The sequence below is a fragment of the Agromyces agglutinans genome (assembly GCF_009647605.1).
GTDB classification, from domain to species: Bacteria; Actinomycetota; Actinomycetes; order Actinomycetales; family Microbacteriaceae; genus Agromyces; species Agromyces agglutinans.
The window spans coordinates 273351-295409 of the sequence record NZ_WJIF01000004.1 but is presented as its reverse complement, the minus strand read 5'-3'; the positions used below and the strand labels follow the sequence as shown (position 1 = coordinate 295409).

Genomic DNA, 22059 nt, shown 5'->3' with positions numbered 1-22059 from the left:
GTTCTTCGTGCCTGGCTTAGATCTCGTCGATGTTCGACGACTCGAAGCGCGCGGAGATGTTGATGCCGAGCTCCTCCGCAGCGCGGAAGGCCTCGTCATCGGTGTCGCGGAGGGAGACCGCGGTGCCGTCGGCCGAGAGGACCTCGACGTTCAGGCACAGCGACTGCATCTCCTTCATGAGCACCTTGAAGGACTCGGGGATGCCGGGCTCCTGGATGTTCTCGCCCTTGACGATCGCCTCGTACACCTTGACGCGGCCGAGGATGTCGTCGGACTTGATCGTGAGGAGCTCCTGGAGGGCGTAGGCCGCACCGTATGCCTCGAGCGCCCACACCTCCATCTCACCGAAGCGCTGGCCGCCGAACTGCGCCTTACCACCGAGCGGCTGCTGGGTGATCATCGAGTACGGGCCGGTGGAGCGCGCGTGGATCTTGTCGTCCACGAGGTGGTGCAGCTTCAGGATGTACATGTAGCCGACCGAGACCGGGTACGGGAAGGGCTCGCCCGAGCGACCGTCGAAGAGCTGCGTCTTGCCGGTCGAGTCGATGAGCCGCTCGCCGTCGCGGTTGGGGAGCGTCGAGTCGAGCAGGCCCGCGATCTCCTCCTCGAGGGCGCCGTCGAACACCGGGGTCGCGACCTTGGTGCCGGGGGCGGCCTCGTGCGCGGCCTCGGGCAGGCGCTTGGCCCACGACGGCTTGCCCTCGACCTTCCAGCCCTGCTTGGCGATCCAGCCGAGGTGGGTCTCGAGGACCTGGCCGAAGTTCATTCGGCCGGGGATGCCCAGCGGGTTCAGGATGACGTCGACCGGGGTGCCGTCGGCGAGGAACGGCATGTCCTCGACCGGCAGGATCTTCGAGATGACGCCCTTGTTGCCGTGGCGGCCGGCGAGCTTGTCGCCCTCGGTGATCTTGCGCTTCTGGGCGATGTAGACGACCACGCGCTGGTTGACGCCCGAGCCGAGCTCGTCGTCTCCGTCTTGTGCGTCGAACACCTTGACGCCGATGATCGTGCCCTGCTCGCCGTGGGGCACCTTCAGCGACGTGTCGCGAACCTCGCGGCTCTTCTCGTTGAAGATCGCGCGCAGCAGGCGCTCCTCGGCGCTCAGCTCGGTCTCGCCCTTCGGCGTGACCTTGCCGACGAGGATGTCGCCGGGGCGGACCTCGGCGCCGATGCGGATGATGCCGCGCTCGTCGAGGTCGGCCAGCAGGTCGGGGCTCACGTTCGGGAGGTCGCGGGTGATCTCCTCCTTGCCGAGCTTGGTGTCGCGGGCGTCGACCTCGTACTCCTCGATGTGGATCGAGGAGAGGACGTCGTCCTTCACCAGGTTCTGGCTGAGGATGATCGCGTCCTCGAAGTTGTGGCCCTCCCACGGCATGAACGCCACGAGCAGGTTCTTGCCGAGCGCGAGCTCGCCGTTGTCGGTCGCGGGACCGTCGGCGACGACCTCGCCGGCCTCGATGCGGTCGCCCGCCGAGACGATGACGCGGTTGTTGTAGCTCGTGCCCTGGTTCGAGCGGTCGAACTTGCGCAGGAAGTAGGTCTGCGTGCCGCCCTCGTCGAGCTGCACGGTGACCGAGTCGGCCGAGACCTCGGTGACGACGCCCGGCTTGTCGGCCGTGATCACGTCACCGGCGTCGATGGCCGCGTAGCCCTCCATGCCGGTGCCGACGAACGGCGAGTCGCTGCGCAGCAGCGGCACGGCCTGGCGCTGCATGTTCGCACCCATGAGGGCGCGGTTCGCGTCGTCGTGCTCGAGGAACGGGATGAGCGACGTGCCGACCGACACCATCTGGCGCGGCGAGACGTCCATGTAGCCGATCTCGTCGGCGGGGAACAGGTCGACCTCGCCGCCCTTCTTGCGGGCGAGGACGCGCTCTTCGGCGAAGTGGGCGTCCTTCGTCAGCGGGGCGTTGGCCTGCGCGACGATGTACTCCTCTTCCTCCATGGCGGTGAGGTAGTCGATCTGCTCGGTGACCTTGCCCGCGACGACCTTGCGGTACGGCGTCTCGATGAAGCCGAACGAGTTGATGCGCGCGAACGACGCGAGCGAACCGATCAGGCCGATGTTCGGGCCTTCAGGGGTCTCGATCGGGCACATGCGGCCGTAGTGCGAGGGGTGGACGTCGCGGACCTCGACGCCCGCGCGGTCGCGCGAGAGGCCGCCGGGGCCGAGCGCCGAGAGGCGACGCTTGTGCGTGAGGCCGGCCAGCGGGTTGTTCTGGTCCATGAACTGCGACAGCTGCGACGTGCCGAAGAACTCCTTGATCGCGGCCACGACGGGACGCACGTTGATCAGGGTCTGCGGCGTGATCGCCTCGATGTCCTGCGTCGTCATGCGCTCGCGGACGACGCGCTCCATGCGCGAGAGGCCGGTGCGGACCTGGTTCTGGATCAGCTCGCCCACCGCGCGGATGCGACGGTTGCCGAAGTTGTCGATGTCGTCGACGTCGAGGCGGATGTCGACCGCCTTGCCGCCGCGACGGCCCGGCAGGGTCGCGCGGTCCTCGTGCAGGGCGACGAGGTACTTGATCGTGGCCACGATGTCCTGCACCGTGAGCACCGAGTCCGTCAGCGGGGCCTCGAGGCCGAGCTTCTGGTTGATCTTGTACCGGCCGACCTTGGCGAGGTCGTAGCGCTTCGGGTTGAAGTAGAAGTTGTCGAGGAGCGCACGCGCGGCCTCGGCGGCGACCTGCTCGCCCGGGCGGAGCTTGCGGTAGATGTCCTTGAGCGCCTCCTCCTTCGTGAGGATGTTGTCCTTCTCGAGGGTGAGTGCGATCGACTCGTAGCCGGCGAACTCCTCGAGGATCTCCTCGGAGGTGAGGCCGAGGGCCTTCAGGAAGACCGTGACCGACTGCTTGCGCTTGCGGTCGATGCGGACGCCGACCTGGTCGCGCTTGTCGATCTCGAACTCGAGCCACGCACCGCGGCTCGGGATGACGCGTGCCGAGTAGATGTCTTTATCGGAGGTCTTGTCGGGCGTGCGCTCGAAGTAGACGCCGGGCGAACGCACGAGCTGCGACACGACGACGCGCTCGGTGCCGTTGATGACGAAGGTGCCCTTCGGGGTCATCAGCGGGAAGTCGCCCATGAAGACCGTCTGGGTCTTGATCTCACCGGTGAGGTGGTTCATGAACTCCGCGTTGACGTACAGCGGAGCGGAGTAGGTCTTGCCCTTCTCCTTGCACTCGTCGAGCGTGTACTTCGGCGGCTCGAGCTCGGGGTTGGTGAACGAGAGCTGCATGGTCTCGCCGAGGTCCTCGATCGGGGAGATCTCCTCGAAGATCTCCTCGAGGCCGGTCGCCTCAGGAAGGTCCTGGCGACCCTCCTCGACGGCGGCCTCGACGCGTGCCTTCCACGCTTCGTTGCCGACGAGCCAGTCGAAGCTCTCCGTCTGCAGGGCGAGAAGGTCGGGTACCGTGAGGGTGTCGGTGACCTTCGCGAAGGAGAGGCGGCCTGCGCCTCGTCCGTTCTTGGGGGTGGGCGTGTTCGCGTTGCGCGCAGCAGCCAAGGAAATGACCTCCGTGGGCCCGTAGGGCCGGTTCACTGTCGATGGTGGTGGAGTGGACCCCTCAGACGGATGCATCTCCGGGAGTCGAATGACCCCGGACTCGCATGGAAGCCGACCGCAATATGAAGGCAAATTGGGTCTGGGAGCGCAAACCTCAACTATAAGCGATATGGCACGCCGTGTCCAGTTGGATTCTTGATTTGTTCGTGGAACTCAGGTATAACCCGCGAGCGCGGCACCGAGGCATCCGATCGTCGGCGACCGGAACCCCTGATCAGGGCGGCGCGGATGCCCCGGAGTGGGACGATTCGGGTATGCGCATCGAGTTCGAGGCCGACGTGTTCTCGCCGTCCGGGATCACGCTGCTCGTCGACGGCCAGGCGCAGTCGCACGTCGACCCCGTCGACCCGACCCGGCTGTTCTTCGAGTACACGCGGCGCATCGGGCACGTGATCGACGCGGTGCGCGCGCCCGGCGCACCGATCCGCGCGCTGCACCTCGGCGGCGGCGCGTGCACGCTGGCCCGCTACGTCGAGGCCACGCGGCCGGGTTCGGAGCAGGTCGTCGTCGAGCACGACCCCGCGATCGTCGAGACCGTGCTCGCGCGGCTGCCGCTGCCCCGCGGGGCCGACATCCGGGTCGTGGTCGCCGACGCGGCGGAGGTCGTGTCCGGCGTCCGACATCCCGGAGCCGCCTACGACCTCGTCGTGGTCGACCTCTACACGGGCCTCGAGCCGCCCGCCTTCGTCGCGACCACCGGGTTCGCGGCCGGCGTGCTCGACGCGCTCGCCCCGCGCGGGCTCGCCGTCGTCAACGTCGCGGATGCCGCGGGCCTCGGCCGGCTGCGGACCCAGGCGCTGGCGTTCGCCAGGGCGCGTCCGGCGGCCGAACTGCTCGTGACGGGCGACGCCGACGTCGTCTCGGGCGCCGAGGAGGGCAACGCCGTCCTGGTCGTCGCGCCCGACGGCATCCCCGAGCGGCTCGAGCCGCGCCTGCGGGCGCACGGTCCGCACCCGGCCGAGGTGCTCGCCGGCGTGCGCCTCGACTTCGCCCTCTGGGGAGCCTGCTGACGAGACATCCGGCCGCCTGCGCCGCGCCCGGCACACCCTGCGGCGAACCGGCCGGGTAGCGTGGAGCCGTGCCCGATCCCGAGACGCGACTCGCCCTCAGCGGCCACGTGGCGCGCCTCGAGGAGTCACGCGGCGCGCCGGGCTCGTGGACCCTCGTCGTCGACGGCACGCCGCAGTCGCACGTCGAGCTCGAGCGTCCCGACTGGCTCGGCTTCGAGTACGTGCGCCGCATCGGCCACGCCGCCGACCTCGTGGCGCCGGAGGGCGAGCCGATCACGGCGCTGCACCTCGGCGGCGGCGCGCTGACGCTCCCCCGCTACGTCGCGGCCACGCGCCCGGGTTCGCGCCAGCAGGTCGTCGAGCTCGAGGCCGACCTCGTGGCGTTCGTGCGCGAGCACCTGCCACTGCCGCGCGGAGCGCAGATCCGAGTGCGCACGGGCGACGCCCGCGAGGTGCTCGCGAAGCTCCCCGCGGGCCTCGACGGCGCGGTCGACCTCGCGATCGTCGACATCTTCGCCGGTGCCCGCACCCCCGCGCACGTCACGAGCACGGAGTTCTACGAGCTGATCGTTCCGCGGCTCTCGCCCCGCGGCATCGTCGCGGTCAACGTCGCCGACGGTGCCGGCCTCGCCTTCGCGAGGTCGCAGGCAGCGACCCTCGCGCACGTGTTCGCCCACGTCGCGGTGGCGGCCGACGCGAACATGCTGAAGGGCCGCCGGTTCGGCAACGTCGTCATGTACGCCTCCGCGGCGCCGCTGCCGTTCGAGCGGATGCCGCGCCGGCTCGCGAGCGACCCGGCGCCCGCGAAGCTCGTCGAGGGCGACGAGTTCCGCCGATTCGCCGACGGCGGCCGGGTCGTGACGGATGCCACGGCCGTGCCGAGCCCGCCGCCGGCGCGCTCGGTCTTCCTGAGCCGCTGAGGCGTCGGGCTCCGCGTCCTCGCGCTATCCGTGCCGGAACCGCACCGCCTGGCCGGGCCGCACCTGCGCGAGCAGGTCGAGCGATTCGGGCGCGACGATCGCGACCACGGGGTATCCGCCCGTGACCGGCCGGTCGGCGAGCAGGATCGTCGGCCGCCCCGACGGCGGCAGCTGCATCGAGCCCGCGACCGTCGCCTCGCTGGGCAGCTCCCCCGGACGCCGCGCCAGTTCCGGACCCTCGAGCCGCGCGCCGACGCGGTCGGCCGACGCCGACATCCGCCACTCGGCCTCGTAGAGCGTCGTCGTCGCGCCCTCGCCGAGCCAGTCGGCACGCGGACCGGGCAGCAGCGCCAGCGTGACCGCTCCGGCGGGCGGCGGGTACGCCGCCTCGCGATCGAGCACGGGCACGGATGCCTCGGGCTCCGCGCCGATCGGCAGCACGCGGCCCGCCTCGACCGGCGGCGGCCCGAACCGCGCGAGCGTGTCGTACGCGCGAGCGCCGAGCACGGCCGGTTCGTCGAGCCCGCCGCGCACCGCGAGCACGAACCGGATGCCCCGCTCGGCGAGCCCGATCTCGAGCACGGCGCCGTCCGCGGCGCGAGCCGCGGTGTAGGGGGCGATGCGGCGTCCGTCGAGGCGGACCTCGCCCCACGCGCCGGCGATCGCGAACCAGTGCGTGCCGCGGAACCGGGCCAGGAAGCCGCCCGCGACCAGCTCGAGCCCGGCCGCGCCGTCGGGGTTGCCGACGAGCCGGTTCGCGAGCGCGAGCGCGCCGCGGTCGAGCGCTCCGGATGTCGCGACGCCGAGGTGGGCGAGGCCCGGGCGGCCGAGGTCCTCGACGAGCGCGAGGGCGCCGGGCCGCTCGACGACCAGCGCTCCCGGCGCGGGCGCGGAGTTCACGGGCCGGTGGCCGTTCACGGGCCGACCGCCGCGAATCGCACGCGCGTACCCGGTGCGAGCAGTGCGGGGGGCTGCGCCGAGGCATCCCACAGCGGTGCATCGGTGCGCCCGATCAGTCGCCACCCGCCGGGGCTCTCCCGCGGATACGCGCCGCTGAACCCGCCGGCGAGCCCGACGGCCCCGGCCGGCACCCGGGTGCGCGGCGCGGCGAGCCGGCGCACCTCGAACGGCCAGTCGGTCGGAGACCCGCCGACGAGGTAGGCGAAGCCCGGCGCGAAGCCGATGAATGCGACGCGCCAGCGCGCGGCCGTGTGCCGCGCGACGAGGTCGTCGACGACGAGGCCGAGTTCCGCGGCGACCGCCGCGAGGTCCTCGCCGTCGTAGCGCACGCGCACGACGACGGGTTCGGCCGACGCCGCGGCATCCATGCGGTCGGAGGCGTCCGTCGACGACGAGGACGCCCGCCGGATCCAGCTCGCTGCCGACTCGAGCGGCAATCGGCGCGGATCGACCGCGACGAGCACGGTGCGCGCGGCGGGCACGAGTTCGACGAGCCCGTCGGGCGCCGACGCGTCGAGCGCGTCGTGCAGCGCGAGCACGTCGTCGAGGTCGTCGCACTCGACCAGCAGTGCGGCGCGGCCCGACGGAAGGATGCGCCGGCTCACGCGAACGCCCGGACGTCGACGCCCGCCGCGGCGAGCGCGGCCCGCACCCGACTCGCGAGCTCGACGGCACCGGGGGTGTCGCCGTGCAGGCAGATCGAATCCGCGGCGAGTTCGACGCGGGAGCCGTCGACGGCGGTGACGGCGCCCGTCGTCGCCAGCTCGACCGCACGGTCGGCGACGGCACCGGCATCGGTCTCGACGGCGCCCGGCTCGCCGCGCGGCACGAGCGAGCCGTCGGCGAGGTAGCCGCGGTCGGCGAACGCCTCGCGCGCGAACCGGAGGCCGGCCTCGGCCGCGCGCGCCTCGAGCGCGGTTCCGGGTGCGCCGAGCAGCACGAGCGAGTCGTCGAGCGCCGCGATCGCGTCGACGTAGGCCGCAGCCGCCTCGGGGTCGCGCCCGAGCCGGTGGTACAGCGCGCCGTGCGCCTTGACGTACGCCACACGCGCGCCCGCCGCCCGGGCGATGGCGTCGAGCGCACCGACCTGGGCCAGGAGCTCGGCGGCGATCGTCTCGGGCGGCGTGCCGAGCTCGCGCCGTCCGAAGCCGTCGAGGTCGCGATAGCCGGGGTGGGCGCCGAGCACGACGCCGTTCGCCAGCGCGAGCGCGACGCTCGAGCGCATGACGACCGGGTCGCCCGCGTGGAACCCGCACGCGACGTTCGCGCTCGTGACCAGCGGGAACATCGCCGCGTCGTCGGCGACGAGCCGATCGCCCACGGCCTCGCCGAGGTCGGAGTTCAGGTCGATCGTCGCCACGCTCCCATTCTGGCGCGGGTCGCGTCAGACTGGGGCGGGGAGGCGGCATGCGACGTCGAGGCGTTCGGAGGACCGGCCGGAGCGGCGGCGGGCTCGCGCTCCGCGGGCTCGCGCTCCGCGTCCTCGCGCTCCTCGTCGTCGGGCCGCTCGCCGCGACGCTCGCCGCCTGCACCGGCGGCGCCGCGCCCACGCCGTCGGCCACACCCGCGCCCGACGGCGGCTCGTCCGCCCCGTCGTCGGAGCCGGCCGCACCGACGCCCGAACCGGCACCCCCGGTGCTCGTGCCGTCCGGTCCGGTCGCCGAGATCGCGACGGGCCTCGATGCCCCGTGGTCGGTCGTGCGACTGCCCGAGGGCGGCGTGCTCGTGAGCGAGCGCGACACGGCACGCATCCTCGAGGTCGGCGCCGACGGCGGTCTCCGCGTCGTCGCCGAGGTGCCGGGCGTCGTGCCCGCCGGCGAGGGCGGCCTGCTCGGGCTGGCGTTCCTCCAGGGCAACGGCGAACGACCCGACCTCGTCTACGCGGCGTTCACCGCGGCCGACGACAACCGCGTCGTCCGGATGCCGCTCACGGGCGCGCCCGGTTCCCTCTCGCTCGGCCAGCCCGAGGTCGTGCTCACCGGCATCCCGAAGGCCGGCAACCACAACGGCGGTCGCCTCGCGTTCGGGCCCGACGGCTTCCTCTACGTCACCACGGGCGACGCGGGGCAGCGCGACGCCGCCCAGGATCCGGCATCCCTCGCGGGCAAGATCCTGCGGGTGACCGAGGCCGGCGCGCCCGCACCGGGCAACCCGTTCGGCACGCACGCCTGGTCGATCGGCCACCGCAATCCGCAGGGCCTCGCCTGGGACGCCGACGGCCGCCTCTGGGCCGCCGAGTTCGGGCAGAACACCTGGGACGAGCTGAACCTCGTCACGCGCGGTGCGAACTACGGCTGGCCGATCGTCGAGGGGCAGGCCGGCGATGGGCGGTTCACCGACCCCGTGGCGCAGTGGGCGACCTCCGAGGCGAGTCCGAGCGGCCTCGCGATCGTCGGCGACTCCGCGGTGCTCGCCTCGCTCCGCGGCGAGCGGCTCTGGACCGTCGCGCCGTTGTCGGGCGTGGCGCCCGCGGCCGGGCGGCCCGCGATCGCCCCGACCGCGACGGCGTGGTTCGCGGGCGAGTTCGGCCGACTCCGCGACGTCGTGCCCGGCCCGCCCGGTGAGCTCTGGTTCCTCACCAACAACACCGACGGGCGCGGCTCGCCGTCGGCGGGCGACGACCGGCTGCTGCGCGTCGGCCTCGGCGGGCCCTGACGGCGGCCGCATCGCGCGCCGATGGCGCGCGACCGCGCCAGGGTTGCCCTGACGGCGGCCGGGTCTATCCTGTGGCCATGGCGGATCTCGAGCGGGTGCGACGGTGGGCCGACGCGCTCATCCGCATGCACCTCGACCCCGCCGTCTGGAGCTTCGGCTTCGACCACGCCAAGAAGCGCGCGGGCCTGTGCAACTACACGACCAAGCACATCTCGGTCTCGCGCTACCTCGCGGCCCGCTACGGCGACGACGAGATCCACCAGGTGCTGCTGCACGAGGTCGCGCACGCGATCGCCGGTCCCCGGGCCGGGCACGGCCCGAAGTGGCGGCACGTGGCGGCCTCGATCGGCTACGTCGGCCGCCGCACGCACGACGGCGAGGTCGCCGACGAGCTCGCGCCGTGGGTCGGGCAGTGCCCGGCTGGGCACGTGCACTACCGCTACCGCGAGCCGGCACGTCCCCTGAGTTGCGGGCTCTGCCGGCGCGGCTTCGATCGGGCCAACCTCATCGACTGGAGCCGGCGCGAGATCACGCCCGCGATGCGCCGGCGGGCGGCGAGCGCGGCCGATCACGAGGCTGCCGCGACTGCGGCCCCTGCCCAGTAGTCCGAGCCGGGGCTTCCCCTCCGTCTCGCATGCCGCGCGCGGCATGAGCAGGGGTCGGCAACCCATTAATCTGGTGTCATGACCGTCTCGACCGTCTCGATCCCCGTGGGCCAATGGATCGACGCCGACGACGGCCAGCGCTGGTGGTTCGACTCGGGTTCGTTCGCGCTCGACTTCGCGTACACCGGCCCGTTCGGCCGGACGCACGCCGAAGGCGAGCGACTGCACGGCCCCGACGACCTGACCGCGTGGCTGCGCGAGCGGTTCCCCGTGACGGTCGGCGCGGCGCGTTCGCGCGACCTCTTCGACGCGGTCGCACTGCGCGACTCGATCACGCGGCTCGCGCTCGCCGCCAGCCGTGACGAGCCGCTCGCTGCCTCCGACATCGACGTGGTCAACCTGTACGCGGCGACGCCCGACATCCCGCCCGCGCTCTCCGGCGGCTCACGCCAGGCGGGCCGTTCGGTGCAGACCGTCGGCCAGGCCCTCTCCACGATCGCGCGCGAGGCCGTCGACGTGTTCCAGCCGGCCGGGCTCGAGCGCATCCGCGAGTGCAGTGCGGCCGACTGCGAGATCGTCTACCTCGACACCTCTCGGGCCGCGAGCCGGCGTTGGTGCTCGATGCAGCGCTGCGGCAACCGCGCCAAGGTTCGCGCGCATCGCGCCCGCAAGGACGCCCGAGCGCAGCAGGCCGCCTGACGCCTCGGCGGTTCAGCGAGCGGATGCCTCGCGCAGCACCCGCACGGTCTCGACGCTGCCGAGCGACGCGAGGCGGTGCAGGTCTTGGGGCGGAGCGCCCTCGGCGACGGCTGCGCGCCCTTGGGCGGACGCGGCGGTCAAGTGCCGCACCGCCCGGCGCAGTCCGGTGAACGCGGCGGCCGCGACGGCCGCCTCCGGCGACGTGTCGTCGATGCCGAGTTCCATCAGCGCGTCGACGACCGCGCCGGCCGCGAGCACGTCGGACACGGGCAGCCCCTCGTCGGCCGCCGTCACGATCGCGAGGTAGGCGCGGCGGCCGAGTCGCCCCTGCTCGTCGAGGATCCACCGCGCGACGGCGGCGGCATCCGTCAGGTCGGCGGCGAGCACGGTCGCGTCGCCGGCGCTCGTGTCGCCGGCGATCGCGGCGCGCGCCGCGAACCGCTCGACGACGGATGCCCCGCCGAGCGCGTCGACCCACACCACGATGTCGACGCCCTCGCCGATGCGGGCGAGGCCGGCCTCGCCCTGGTCGAAGCGCACCTGGTACTTGCCCTGCGAGGCGGGCGGGTAGCTCGTCATGCCCTCACGCTAGCGGGGGCGGCGACCGCCGGACGTCAGCCGTGTGATCCGTCGTAACGTGCGAGGGCCTCGGCGTCGGAGGCCCGCGCGGCCGCTCGCCGGGCGGCGTCGAGCGCGGCCACCGGGTCGGGTTCCTGGCGGGCGATCACGAGTTGGCGCTCGGCCTCGGCGAGGCGCGTGCGCGCATCGGCGCCGACATGCGAACGGCCGCGGTCGACGAGTCCGCGCGCGACGAGGATCCGGCTCTCGGCGATCGCCAGCGCTCCGCCGAGCGCCGACCGGGCGCCGTGCAGCCGCGACGACGCGCGACGCGCATCGGCGCGGGCGGCCTCGACGCGGTCGCGCGCGGCCCGCAGTCGGTCTCGCAGGAGGAACGGGTCGGCGAGCGCGGGCGCCGGTTCGGCGAGCAGGGCGGATGCCTGCCGCAGGGCGGCGCCGAGATCGACCGCGGCGGCCGCGACACCGGGTTCGGCGGCGTCCGAGCCGTCGGCCAGCCCGTCGCGTTGGGCGCGCGCCTCGGCCAGCTCGACATCGAGGCGTGCGGCCTCGGCGCGGGCCTCATCGGAGGCCGTCGCGAGGTCGGCCTCGAGGCGCTCGACGGCCTCGAGTCGGCGCTCCGCCTGTTCGGCAGCCGCGCGGGCCCGGCCGAGCAGGTCCGCGGCGGGCTCCTCGGCGGCATCGCCCGCTCCGGCCGTGGCGGCGCGCTGCGCGGCCACCTCGACCGCCACCCCGGCCTCGGCGACGGCGGCCGACGCCCGTCGCCGATCGGCGTCGGCCGCCGCCAGCGTCGAGGAGGCGAAGCGTCGGCCGAGATGCTCGAGCGCGGCATCCGCGGTCGCGAGGCGGCGCTGCAGTTGCGCGATCCGCTCGCGCAGCACCGGCAGCTCGTCGGCGACGTCGCGCTCGGCGGCGCGCGCGGCGGTCAGCTCGGCCGTCGCTGCGTCGACCAGGGCGATCGCGGAGCGGCAGCCGTCGGCGATGCGCGAGCTCCAGGTGCGACGTTCCGCGGCGGTGTCGGGCTCCGCGTCGTCGAGCCGCTGCTGCAGCAGCAGCGCCTCCCGCAGCAGTCCCCCGGCCCGGTCCACCGCCTCGCGCAGCGGGGCCGCGCGGGCCGCGCCGAACTGCGCCTCGGCGAAGGCGACCTCGCGGCGCCCCTCGCGCACGCTCTCGTCGGCGCGCACGATGAGGCCCTTCGCCTCGATCTCGAGCCTCCGCCCGGCATCCAGCTCGACTTGCCCGCGACGGGAGGCGGCACGCCGCACGCCGACCATGACGAGCACGGCACCGACGGCGGCCGCGCCGAACACGACCACCGACGGGAGCCACCACGCAGCCTCGAGCATGCGGGCGAGTCTAGAACGCCGAACCGACCGGGACCCGAACCCCTCTCCGGCTTGGCCGCGTCGGGCGTCGCGCCTACGCTCGGCACATGCGGGTGCTCCTGAAGCTGACGCTCGACGCACCGGTCGACGCCGTCTGGCGCGCGATCCGGTCGCCCGCCGTGCTCCGCGAGGTCATCACCCCGTGGCTCGACTTCGCGTCGCTCGAGGACGGGGGCCTGCCCACCACCTGGCCCGAGGGGCGGCACCGCCTGCGGGCGCTCGCGTTCCGCCGCGTGCCCGCGGGCGAGGAGGTCGTCGACATCTCGTACCCTACGTCGATCCCCTCGGGCGTGCGCATGCTCCGCGACGGCGGCGGCGCGGTCACCGGGCCGCTCGCCGCATTCTCGGAGTGGGACCACCGCATGGCCGTCTCGCCGCTGCCCGGCGGACGGACGCTCTACCGCGACCGGCTCCTCGCCTCGAGCGGCGCGCCGGTGCTCGACGCGGCGCTCTGGTACCCGACCTGGCTGTTCTGGCAGTGGCGCGGTGCGCGATTGCGAGCGCTCGCGCCGACGTGGTCGTTCGACCCGCCGGGTACGGCCGACGCCGTCGACGCGAGCGCCGGCGCCGCCGAGGGTGATGACGCCGGTGCAGGCGCCGACCCCGGAGCATCCGGTGCTGCGCCGACGACGGGCCGCACGGAGACCGCCGCATGACCGCGTCGCTCGGCACGCTCCAGCTCGCCGACTGGCGGCGCCGCGTCGCGGGCCTCTACGCGGGCGTGCGCCAGTTGAGCGCGACCGACCCGGCCGCGGGCCACGAGCTGTGGCGGTCGGGGCGAGACGAGCTGTTCGCGGGGCATCCGCAGTCGCCGCTGCTGCCCGACGACCGCGCGCGGTTCACGGGCCTCACGGTCTCGCGCTACGACCCCGACTGGCGGTTCGAGCTCGAGGTGCGCCGCACCGCCGAGCCCGTGCGCATCGTCGTCGACTCGGCGACCGACGGACCGATCCCGTTCACGCTCGTGGGCACCGTGCGCGTGCCGGCGACCGGCACGCTCGACCTGTGGCGGGTCGCCGGGTACGCGGGCGGCCTGTTCCTGCCCGTGAAGGACGCACTCGCGGGCGCGCCCGGTGGCACCTACGGCGGCGGCCGCTACCTGCTCGACACCATGAAGGGCGCCGACCTCGGCGCGGGTGCGGGCGACGACACGATCGTCGTCGACTTCAACTTCGCCTACAACCCGTCGTGCGCGTACGACCCGTCGTGGTCGTGCCCGCTCGCGCAGGCCGGCAACACGGTGGCCGAGGAGATCCCGGTCGGCGAGCGGATGCCCCGCTGACGCGCCGGCCCGCGATGCTGAGTGCCCTTCGCAGGCCCATGGGCTATGCTCGACCACGGTGTGCGCGTTGCCGCGTCGCCCGCGTCGTAGAACGCTTCCGGGCTTCGGGCCCGATGACTCATTCATACGGCGAACGGATTCGCCGACCGGCGACTTCGCCATGCTCCCACCGTCGGGCCCTGAACCGGCTGCCTCGCAGTCGTTGGACCGACCGTGGCACCCTGCCCGAAAGGCACCACCCCTTGACCGAAACCACGTTCCGCACGCTCGGCGTGCCCGCACCGCTCGTCGCCGTCCTCGAGGCCGACGGCAAGACCACCCCGTTCCCGATCCAGGCCGACACGCTGCCCGACACGCTCGCCGGGCGCGACGTGCTCGGCCGCGGCAAGACCGGATCCGGCAAGACGATCGCGTTCGCGCTGCCCATGGTCGCGCGCCTCGGCACCTCGCTCGCGGGCGGCAAGCGCCGCCCCGGTCGCCCGCTCGGGCTCGTGCTCGCGCCGACTCGCGAGCTCGCGACGCAGATCGATGCGGTGCTCGCGCCGCTCGCCGCCGCGTACGGCATGAAGACCACGACGATCTTCGGCGGCATCAACCAGAAGCGCCAGGTCGAGGCGCTGCGCGCCGGCGTCGACATCGTCGTCGCCTGCCCCGGACGCCTCGAGGACCTCATGAAGCAGGGCTTCGCGAGCCTCGACGCGGTCGAGATCACGGTGCTCGACGAGGCCGACCACATGGCCGACCTCGGCTTCCTGCCCGTCGTCACGCGCATCATGGACAAGACGCCCCAGTCGGGCCAGCGCCTGCTGTTCTCGGCGACCCTCGACAACGGCGTGGACAAGCTCGTCAAGCGCTTCCTCCACAACGAGGTGCTGCACTCGGTCGACGAGGCCACCTCGCACGTCGCCGCGATGACCCACCACGTGTTCCAGGTCGACGACCTGGAAGCGAAGAACGACCTCGTGAAGACGCTCGCGTCGGGTACCGGGCGTCGCATCCTGTTCATGCGCACCAAGCACCAGGCCAAGAAGCTCGCGAAGAAGCTCACCGAGCAGGGCATCCCCGCCGTCGACCTGCACGGCAACCTGTCGCAGCCGCAGCGCGACCGCAACCTGGCCGCGTTCGGCGACGGCTCGGTCAACGTCATGGTGGCGACGGATGTCGCGGCGCGCGGCGTGCACGTCGACGACATCGAGCTGGTCATCCACGTCGACCCGCCCATGGAGCACAAGGCGTACCTGCACCGCTCGGGCCGCACGGCCCGCGCCGGCAGCGAGGGCGACGTCGTGACCATCGCGATCCCGTCGCAGATGGACGACCTGAAGAAGCTGCTCCGCAAGGCCGACATCCGCGTGACGCCCGAGCGCGTGACCCCCGAGTCGCGGAACGTCGTCGCCCTCGTGGGCGACGTCGCCCCGTACGTGAAGCCCGCGCCCCGCGCCGAGACCCAGCACCAGGGCGGCGGCGGTCGATCGCAGGGCGCCAACGCCCAGCGCAAGCGCGCCGCTCGCGACGAGCGCAGCGGCGAAGCGCGGACGGGCGGCGGCCAGGGTCGCGGTCGCGGCCGCGGCGGCAACGGCGGTCAGACGGATGTCGCGAGCGCCCCCCGTCGCGACCGTTCCGGCCGCCCCGCCGAGGCCCGTGCGAACGCCCCGAAGCAGGGCGGCGGCCAGGGCCGCGGCGCCCAGTCGACCGGCGCTCAGCGGAGCACCTCCAACCGCTCCTCCGGCGGCAAGGCGCCCCTGCGCGTCGGCAGCCTCGTGTCGCCCTCGGGCAACTCGCGCAGCAACCGCCGCGCACAGGGCTGATCCAGCCGCACGAGCACCGACGGCCCGTCACCTCGCGGTGGCGGGCCGTCGTCGATTTCGGAGTTCGAGAGGCGTCGCCTACCCTTGGTGGCATGAGCACCGATGTCGTTGCCACCGTCGTCCGCCCCATCCGCGACTCCGATGTCGAGGCCCTCGGTCGCGTCCACGCGACCTGCTGGCACGAGACGTACGACCACCTGATCAGCGCTGCCGCGTTCGAGCACCTCTCGCCGCGCCGCATGGCCGAACTGTGGAACCACTACGCCGAGCGCGGCGAGGAGTACTCGCAGTACGCGGCCCTCGTCGACGGCGAGATCGTGGGCTTCGTCGGCTCGGGCCCCGCTCGCGACGAGAACCCGCCGCGCGAGCGCGAGCTGTACTTCATCTACCTGCTCGACGCGTACCACGGCACGGGCATCGGGCAGCAGCTCTTCGACGCCGCGTGCGGCGAGGACCCCGTGTACCTGTGGGTCGCGTCCGACAACCCGCGCGCGCACCGGTTCTACGCGCGCAACGGGTTCACGCCCGACGGGGCCGAGCAGGTGCAGCCGTTCCTCGGCGAGGAGATCCACGAGGTGCGGCTGGTCCGCTGACGCGGCGGCCGGCGGCCGGCGGTCGAGGAGCTACCCGAGCGCGCCGACCGACGCGAGCGCCTGCCGCACGAGCACGCCGCGGCCGCCCTCGAGCTCGTCGCCGACCGACTGGGCGACGGCCTCCTGCGGCGGCATCCAGGTCACCTCGAGCGCGTCCTGCCGCGGCTCGCACGTGCCGGTCACGGGCACGACGTAGACGAGCGACACCGCGTGCTGGCGCTCGTCGGTGAACGGCGTGATGCCCGGCATGGGGAAGTACTCGGCGACCGCCGCGGGCACCGGGCTCGCGGGCAGCAGCGGGAACGCCATCGGTCCGAGGTCCTTCTCGAGGTGGCGGAAGAGCGCGTCGCGCACGGTCTCGCCGTACATCACGCGCCCGGAGACGAGGGTTCGGGTCATCTCGCCGACCGCGTTGGCGCGCAGCAGCAGCCCGACCTCGGTGACCTGGCCGAGCCCGTCGACGCGCACCGGCACCGCCTCGACGTACAGGAGGGGCAGGCGGCCTCGCACCTCGGCGAGCTCGAGATCGGTGAGCCAGCCGGGGTTCGCCGGGGCTCGGTCGTCGGGCTCGTCGTCGTGCCAATCGGGGTCCGGGGTGCGCACGCTCATGCGTCGATTCTGCCTCACCGGGCGCTCGACGCCGTGGCGTACGCTGCTCTGATGCGCATCGACGACGACGCCGTCCTCTGGTCGGCCTCCCCCGCCGACCGGCAGGGGCGGCCGCTGCTCGTGCTCCTGCACGGGTACAACTCGCACGAGGGCGACCTGTTCGGCCTCGCGCCCTACCTGCCGTTGCAGCCGGTCATCGCGTCGCTGCGCGCCCCGATCGCCGCCGACTTCGGACACGCCTGGTTCGCGCTCCTCGACGAGGGCCGCCAGCGCTCGGTCGATCAGGCGCAGTCGGCCACGACCGCCGTGATCGACTGGCTCGACCGGGTGTGGCCGGGCGAGGCATCCGTGGGCCTGCTCGGATTCTCGCAGGGCGGTGCGATGGCGCTGGAACTGCTGCGTCGCGACCCCGATCGCTTCTCGTACGCCGTCAGCCTGGCGGGCTTCGCCCTCCCGGGCGAGCGCGAGGCCGACGATCGCCTCGCCGAACTCGCACCGCCCGTGTTTTGGGGGCGCGGCACGGCCGACACGGTGATCCCGGGCGATGCCGTCGAACACACGCGCACCTGGCTGCCGGCGCACTCGTCGCTCGACGAGCGCATCTACGAGGGCGTCGCGCACTCGGTCTCCGAGGCCGAGCTCGCCGACGTCACGGCGTTCGTGCGTGCGCAGTACGCCGCCTGACGCGGCGCCGGACCGGCGGGCGGAGCGTCAGACCCCGCCGCCTCCGGAACGACGGGCATCGGATGCCCCGCGCGCGGCGCGCTCCTTGTCGCGCTCGGCGACGCGCACCTTCTCGGCGCGCACGGCCGCCTGCGTCGCGCGCTCGGTCACGAGCCACTCGGGCGGAGCGGCGAGCAGCGCCTTGATCTCGGCGGTGGTCAGCGGGTCGGTGATGCCCGAACGCGCGAGGCCCGAGTTCGAGATGCCGAGCTTCTCGGCGACGACGCGCTTGGGGTGCGGGCCTTCGCGGCGCAGCGTGGCGAGCCACTCGGGCGGGTCGGCCTGCAGTGCGGCGAGCTCGTCGCGGGTCACCGTGCCCTCGCGGAACGACTCGGGCGCGGCCTCCAGCAGGATGCCGAGCTTCTTCGCCGCGTTCTCAGGTTTCATCGACTGGCTCACCCTCATACGGTAGCCGATGCCGCTGGGAGCTGGCCGGTCCGCGGCGGGCCCGCCGAGGCCCGGCCGGCCGGTCGAAGGGACCGGCCGGCCCGCTCCCTCAGTTCAGCGTGAACGTCAGCGTCGTGGCGTTCCCCGCGACGTCGTACACGACGAGGGTGTTCGCGCCGCGCACGGCCCCGAAGACGCCGGGGCGGAGGAAGTTCACGTCGGACCACGCGTGGTCGTTCAGGTCCTTCACGACGCCGTTGATGCTCACGCGGTCGACCTTGCCCGCGTCGTGCAGCTTGTAGCTGACGCGGTCGTAGGTGTCGCCCGTCGGCACGGTGAACGACGGGCCGTCCTTCACCGTCACGGTGGGCGCCGTCGCGTCGACGGTGAATCCGAACGTCCCGGTCTTCGAGATGTTCCCCGCGAGGTCCTGCGAGTTGAACTTCACGGTGTAGGCGCCGTCGGCCAGCGGCACCGTCGCGGTGTGCGTGCCGCTCGTCGCGCCTCCGGCCACGGCCGACTGCGTGCTCTTCACGAGCTTGCCGTCCCGGTACACGTTCGCCACGATGCGCGAGAGACCCTGGTCGTCGGTCGCGTCGACCTGCACCGCGAGCGACTGGAACGGCCCCGCGGTCGACGGCGACACGAGCGTCGCCGTGGGCCGCTCGGTGTCGACCGCGAGCGTCGATGTGCAGCTCGCGCACGTACCGCCCAAGGTCGCGACCGACGCCGTGGCCGTCATCGCCCCGCCCGGCGCGCCCTTCGACACCGTCGCCTCGAACGAGACGGTCACGACGGGTGCGCCGACCGCCGCCTCGGGGACCGTCCACGCGAGCGTGGTGCCGTCGAGCGTCAGGCCGTCGGGCAGCTCGCCGGCGTCGATCGCCGCCCGCTCGAGCACCTCCGCGAGGTCGACGGTGACGACCGAGCTCGCCAGCGGCACCGGCCCGGTGTTCGTCGCGCGCAGCGTGTAGCCGACGACGTCCCCCGCCGCGAGCACGCTCGACGCGGCGTCGGCCACGAGTTCGACGGTGAGCTTCTCGGGCCAGGCCGGCTTGCCCGGCTCGAGGATCCAGTCGGCGTAGAACGCGTCGAGGTCGCGGCCCGACAGCTCCTCGGCGAGCGCCTTCAGGTCGGCGCCCGTCCGACTCGTGCCGGCGTAGCGCGTCTGCCACTGCTCGATCAGCGCGAAGAACGCGTCGTCGCCGATCGCCACGCGCAGCGCGGCCCAGAACTGCGCACCGCGCGTGTAGGTCTGGTAGCCGTACAGCTCGGCCGAGTCGGTCTGCGAGCCCGGCGGGATCGACCAGTTCGGGCTGCTCGCGGCCTGCCCGTTCCACGAGTTGAAGTACGTCGTCTCGCTCGGCGTGGTGCCCGTGCCGAAGCCCTCGGCCGAGTTGTAGTACGAGGGACCCCACGTGGCCATGCCCTCGCCGATCCAGATGTCGGTCCAGGTCGTCGGCGAGACGTTGTCGCCGTACCACTGGTGCACGAGCTCGTGGATCAGCGTGTTGCCGGCCACCGAGTTCGTCGACGGGAAGAACGAGCGGTCCTGCGTCTCGAGCGCGTAGTTGATGCCGCCCGGGACCGTGTCGACCACGACGCCCGTGCTGCCGCCGGGGTACGGGCCGTACAGCGTCTCGAGGTTGCGGATGATCGCCCCGAGCTGCGCGGCACGGTCGCGGATGCGGGTCTTGTTCGCCTCGGACAGCGCCGAGTCCATGAACGACCACGACGGGATGACCCGGCCGTCGGTGAGCTCGAACTGCGCCTCGATCACGTCGTACCGGCCGATCGAGACGATCGCGAGTTCGGATGCCATCGGCCTCGCCTGCTCCCACACCCAGGTGGTGCGGCTGCCGTCGGCCGACGGCGTGCGCGCGACGAGCTCGCCGTTGCCGACAGCGGCGCCCGCACCGGGTGCCGTGCCCGAGACGTCGTTCAGCACGGTCGGGATGTCGAGGGTGAACGTGTACGTCGCCTTGTCGGCCGGCGTGTTGTTGTGCGGATACCCCGCCATCGAGCCGATCGGCTGGCCGAGCATGATCGCGCCGTCGGAGGTGCCGTTCCAGCCCTCTGAGGAGCCGTCGAGGTCGGTGTGGGAGCTCGGCACGCCGTGGTAGTCGACGGTGACCGTGAACTCGCCGCTCACGGGCGTCGCCGGCGTGACGACCAACTTGTACTTGATCGCGTCGGGGTCGGTGTCGCGGACCCAGGCGGCCGGCACGCCGTCGACCCGCACGGCGTCGACCTCGAGCCCCTCGAAGTCGAGCGAGAAGCTCCGCAGCGGTGCGGGCGCCGTCGCGGTCATCGTGGTCGATGCGACGATCGAGCCGGTGATCGTCGTGCCGGTCTGCGCAGCGTCGGGAGTCCAGGCGATGGCGACGTCGTAGTCGAGCGCGTCGTAGCCGCCGTTGCCGACGTTCGGGAACATCGGATCGGTCGAGGTGCGCGCTCCGTCGACGGGCTCGGCGGCACCGGCCGGCGCGACGGGGCCCATGGCGATCAGCCCGGCGACGAGCAGGCCGGGTGCCGCGAGAGCGAGCGAGCGACGGAGGCCGCTGCGGCCCCGTTCGCGGATTCGGGTTGGGGATGTCATCGAGGCTCCTCCGGTTGGGCTACCGCGCCACGCCGACCGGGCGGGCGTTCGAACGGTATCGGCGAGACGTTTCGGCAGTGTGCCGCGCGCGTTGCGATCGTCGTCGATCGGTGCGCCGGCACCTGGCTCGACCATATTCGGTTCGCACGCGCAGGGGAATGGGCGTTCCAGCACCGGCCGGTAGGCTGACCGGATGACCCTGAGGCTCGGCTACGTCGCGGGCGTGAGCCCCGGGCGCTGGCTGCGCACCTGGGCCGATCTCCGCCCCGACCTTCCCCTCGAGGCGACCCGGGTCGAGCAGTCGGCGCAGCTCGACGGCATCGTCGACGGCTCGCACGACGTCGCGTTCGTGCGCCTGCCGGTGCCCACCGAGGGACTGCACGCCATTCCCCTGTGGGAGGAGGTCGCCGTCGCGGTGCTGCCGAAGGAGCATCCGTTCGCCGAGGCCGAGTCGATCGTGCTCGCCGATCTCGAGGGCGAGCCGGCGGCGCCCGTGCAGCACGAGGCCGCGATGACCGTCGAACTCGTCGCCGCCGGCACCGGCTACGCGATCCTGCCGCACGGCGTCGCGCGGCTGCACCACCGTCGCGACGTGGTCGCCGTCACCGTGACGGATGCCCCGCCCACGCGCATCGCGCTCGTATGGCGCGTCGACCGCGACGACGACGACATCCAGGAGCTGGTCGGCGTCATCCGCGGCCGCGGCGCGAAGAGCTCGCGCGGGCAGGCCGGCGACGAGCCGGCGCTCTCGCCGGCGAAGGCCGCGAAGCGCGCGGCCGCCGAGCGACGCGCGGCCGAGGCCGCGAAGGGCGGCAAGGGCAAGAATGGCGCCAAGTCCGCGAAGGGCGGGAAGACCGGCGGGCCGGCCCCGCGCACGGGCCGGGGCGCCAAGCAGCGCAACACCCGGAGGGGTCGATGACCGGTCCGCGGCCGTTCCTGCTGGTGTCGGCGCGGCCAGAAGTCGAGGCGGTCGGGCCCGAGTACGAATCCTTCCGCGGCGCCACCGGGCTCGACGCGGGCCGGCTCGAGCACCTGCGCCTCGACGTCGACCCGCTCGAGACGGTCGACCTCGCCGGATTCGCGGGCGTGATGGTCGGCGGCAGCCCGTTCAACGTGGCCACGCCCGAACACCGCAAGCATCCCGTCCAGGTGCGCGTCGAGGCCGACCTGGCCCGACTCGCCGAGCATGCACTCGAGGCCGACCTGCCCGTGCTGTTCACCTGCTTCGGCATCGGCGTCCTGACGCGCGTGCTGGGCGGCGAAGTGGGGCGGGAGCATCCCGAGCAGGCCGCGGCCGTCGAGCTCCGACTGACCGACGCCGGTCTCGCCGATCCGCTCACCGCGGGCCTGCCGCCCCGGTTCCAGGCACTGGCCGCGCACAACGAATCGACGTCCCGGCTGCCCGACGGCGCGACGCTGCTCGCGTCGTCGGCGGCATGCCCGGTGCAGCTCTACCGCGCCGGCCGCCGGGTCTACGCGACGCAGTTCCACCCCGAGGTGACCCCCGCCGACTTCGCGGCCCGCGCCCAGGTGTACCGTCACCACGGCTACTTCCCGGCGAGCGAGCTCGCCGCGGTGCGCGAGCGCCTGGCCGCGGCATCCATCAGCGAGCCGCAGCGGATGCTGCGCCGCTTCGTCGATCTCGCCGACGCCTGATTCCGGGCACGCCGCAGACCCCGG

21 protein-coding genes are annotated in these 22059 nt (G+C 73.3%); 12 read left to right on the top strand and 9 right to left on the bottom strand.

Features of this window, described 5'->3' with window-relative positions:
• Positions 1-16 precede the first annotated feature (16 nt).
• On the bottom strand, positions 17-3508 hold the full coding sequence (gene rpoB / locus GE115_RS09955; RefSeq protein WP_153684628.1) for a DNA-directed RNA polymerase subunit beta: 3492 nt from the start codon (positions 3506-3508) through the stop codon (positions 17-19).
• 314 nt (positions 3509-3822) lie between these two features.
• On the opposite strand from rpoB, the gene GE115_RS09950 reads away from it, so the two are divergent.
• Together GE115_RS09950 and GE115_RS09945 are read left to right on the top strand one after the other, a co-directional pair.
• A complete protein-coding gene (locus tag GE115_RS09950; protein WP_153684627.1) occupies positions 3823-4578 on the top strand; it encodes a spermidine synthase in 756 nt (251 codons plus the stop codon).
• Between the two features lie 68 nt (positions 4579-4646).
• Positions 4647-5498: a spermidine synthase gene (locus GE115_RS09945; protein WP_312855056.1), complete on the top strand. Its 852-nt coding sequence runs from the start codon at positions 4647-4649 to the stop codon at positions 5496-5498.
• Between the two features lie 24 nt (positions 5499-5522).
• Here GE115_RS09945 and GE115_RS09940 read toward each other — a convergent pair whose 3' ends face one another.
• From GE115_RS09940 to GE115_RS09930, 3 genes are read right to left on the bottom strand one after another with little or no spacing between them, the layout of a single operon-like run.
• Positions 5523-6416 carry a 5-oxoprolinase subunit C family protein gene (locus GE115_RS09940; protein ID WP_312855055.1) on the bottom strand — a complete coding sequence of 298 codons (894 nt, stop codon included), beginning with the start codon at positions 6414-6416 and terminating at the stop codon, positions 5523-5525.
• Positions 6413-7063 carry a 5-oxoprolinase subunit B family protein gene (locus GE115_RS09935; RefSeq protein WP_312855054.1) on the bottom strand — a complete coding sequence of 217 codons (651 nt, stop codon included), beginning with the start codon at positions 7061-7063 and terminating at the stop codon, positions 6413-6415. The genes GE115_RS09940 and GE115_RS09935 overlap by 4 nt, the downstream gene beginning before the upstream one ends.
• Positions 7060-7809, bottom strand: coding sequence for a LamB/YcsF family protein (locus GE115_RS09930; RefSeq protein WP_312855061.1), 750 nt, complete (start codon positions 7807-7809; stop codon positions 7060-7062). The genes GE115_RS09935 and GE115_RS09930 overlap by 4 nt, the downstream gene beginning before the upstream one ends.
• 56 nt (positions 7810-7865) lie before the next feature.
• On the opposite strand from GE115_RS09930, the gene GE115_RS09925 reads away from it, so the two are divergent.
• The 3 genes from GE115_RS09925 to GE115_RS09915 all read left to right on the top strand — a co-directional run bounded on the left by GE115_RS09925 (position 7866) and on the right by GE115_RS09915 (position 10417).
• On the top strand, positions 7866-9113 hold the full coding sequence (locus GE115_RS09925) for a PQQ-dependent sugar dehydrogenase (protein ID WP_153684626.1): 1248 nt from the start codon (positions 7866-7868) through the stop codon (positions 9111-9113).
• A 77-nt stretch (positions 9114-9190) separates the two neighbouring features.
• Positions 9191-9718 (top strand): SprT-like domain-containing protein, encoded by a 528-nt coding sequence (locus GE115_RS09920; RefSeq protein WP_153684625.1) that lies wholly within the window; start codon positions 9191-9193, stop codon positions 9716-9718.
• 78 nt (positions 9719-9796) lie between these two features.
• Complete coding sequence (locus GE115_RS09915; protein WP_153684624.1) at positions 9797-10417, top strand: CGNR zinc finger domain-containing protein; 621 nt, start codon at positions 9797-9799, stop codon at positions 10415-10417.
• A gap of 12 nt (positions 10418-10429) precedes the next feature.
• Here GE115_RS09915 and GE115_RS09910 read toward each other — a convergent pair whose 3' ends face one another.
• Both GE115_RS09910 and GE115_RS09905 read right to left on the bottom strand, forming a co-directional pair.
• Entirely contained in the window at positions 10430-10996 is a 567-nt protein-coding gene (locus tag GE115_RS09910) for a hypothetical protein (protein ID WP_153684623.1), read from the bottom strand.
• Between the two features lie 35 nt (positions 10997-11031).
• Positions 11032-12339 (bottom strand): coiled-coil domain-containing protein, encoded by a 1308-nt coding sequence (locus tag GE115_RS09905; protein WP_153684622.1) that lies wholly within the window; start codon positions 12337-12339, stop codon positions 11032-11034.
• Positions 12340-12425: 86 nt separating this feature from the next.
• Between GE115_RS09905 and GE115_RS09900 the strand changes: the two genes are divergently transcribed.
• The 4 genes from GE115_RS09900 to GE115_RS09885 all read left to right on the top strand — a co-directional run bounded on the left by GE115_RS09900 (position 12426) and on the right by GE115_RS09885 (position 16061).
• Positions 12426-13034, top strand: coding sequence for a hypothetical protein (locus GE115_RS09900; protein WP_216648809.1), 609 nt, complete (start codon positions 12426-12428; stop codon positions 13032-13034).
• Positions 13031-13660 (top strand): DUF1684 domain-containing protein, encoded by a 630-nt coding sequence (locus tag GE115_RS09895; protein ID WP_153684621.1) that lies wholly within the window; start codon positions 13031-13033, stop codon positions 13658-13660. Before GE115_RS09900 ends, GE115_RS09895 begins: the two co-directional genes overlap by 4 nt.
• Positions 13661-13902: 242 nt before the next feature.
• The gene (locus GE115_RS09890) at positions 13903-15468 is read left to right on the top strand and encodes a DEAD/DEAH box helicase (RefSeq protein WP_153684620.1); all 1566 of its coding nucleotides are present in this window, start codon (positions 13903-13905) and stop codon (positions 15466-15468) included.
• Positions 15469-15560: 92 nt separating this feature from the next.
• Positions 15561-16061, top strand: a complete 501-nt coding sequence (locus GE115_RS09885; RefSeq protein ID WP_153684619.1) for a GNAT family N-acetyltransferase — start codon at positions 15561-15563, stop codon at positions 16059-16061.
• A gap of 30 nt (positions 16062-16091) precedes the next feature.
• Here the strand turns inward: GE115_RS09885 and GE115_RS09880 are convergent, their stop codons facing one another.
• On the bottom strand, positions 16092-16670 hold the full coding sequence (locus GE115_RS09880; RefSeq protein WP_153684618.1) for an NUDIX hydrolase family protein: 579 nt from the start codon (positions 16668-16670) through the stop codon (positions 16092-16094).
• A gap of 51 nt (positions 16671-16721) precedes the next feature.
• On the opposite strand from GE115_RS09880, the gene GE115_RS09875 reads away from it, so the two are divergent.
• Positions 16722-17354, top strand: a complete 633-nt coding sequence (locus GE115_RS09875) for an alpha/beta hydrolase (protein ID WP_153684617.1) — start codon at positions 16722-16724, stop codon at positions 17352-17354.
• A gap of 27 nt (positions 17355-17381) precedes the next feature.
• Here GE115_RS09875 and GE115_RS09870 read toward each other — a convergent pair whose 3' ends face one another.
• Positions 17382-17780: a DUF5997 family protein gene (locus GE115_RS09870; RefSeq protein WP_216648811.1), complete on the bottom strand. Its 399-nt coding sequence runs from the start codon at positions 17778-17780 to the stop codon at positions 17382-17384.
• Between the two features lie 109 nt (positions 17781-17889).
• Positions 17890-20379, bottom strand: coding sequence for a M1 family aminopeptidase (locus GE115_RS09865; RefSeq protein ID WP_153684615.1), 2490 nt, complete (start codon positions 20377-20379; stop codon positions 17890-17892).
• Between the two features lie 193 nt (positions 20380-20572).
• Here GE115_RS09865 and GE115_RS09860 point away from each other — a divergent pair, with 193 nt between their 5' ends.
• Together GE115_RS09860 and GE115_RS09855 are read left to right on the top strand one after the other, a co-directional pair.
• Positions 20573-21298, top strand: a complete 726-nt coding sequence (locus GE115_RS09860) for a LysR family substrate-binding domain-containing protein (protein ID WP_153684614.1) — start codon at positions 20573-20575, stop codon at positions 21296-21298.
• Complete coding sequence (locus GE115_RS09855) at positions 21295-22035, top strand: glutamine amidotransferase (RefSeq protein ID WP_153684613.1); 741 nt, start codon at positions 21295-21297, stop codon at positions 22033-22035. Before GE115_RS09860 ends, GE115_RS09855 begins: the two co-directional genes overlap by 4 nt.
• Positions 22036-22059: the final 24 nt, after the last annotated feature.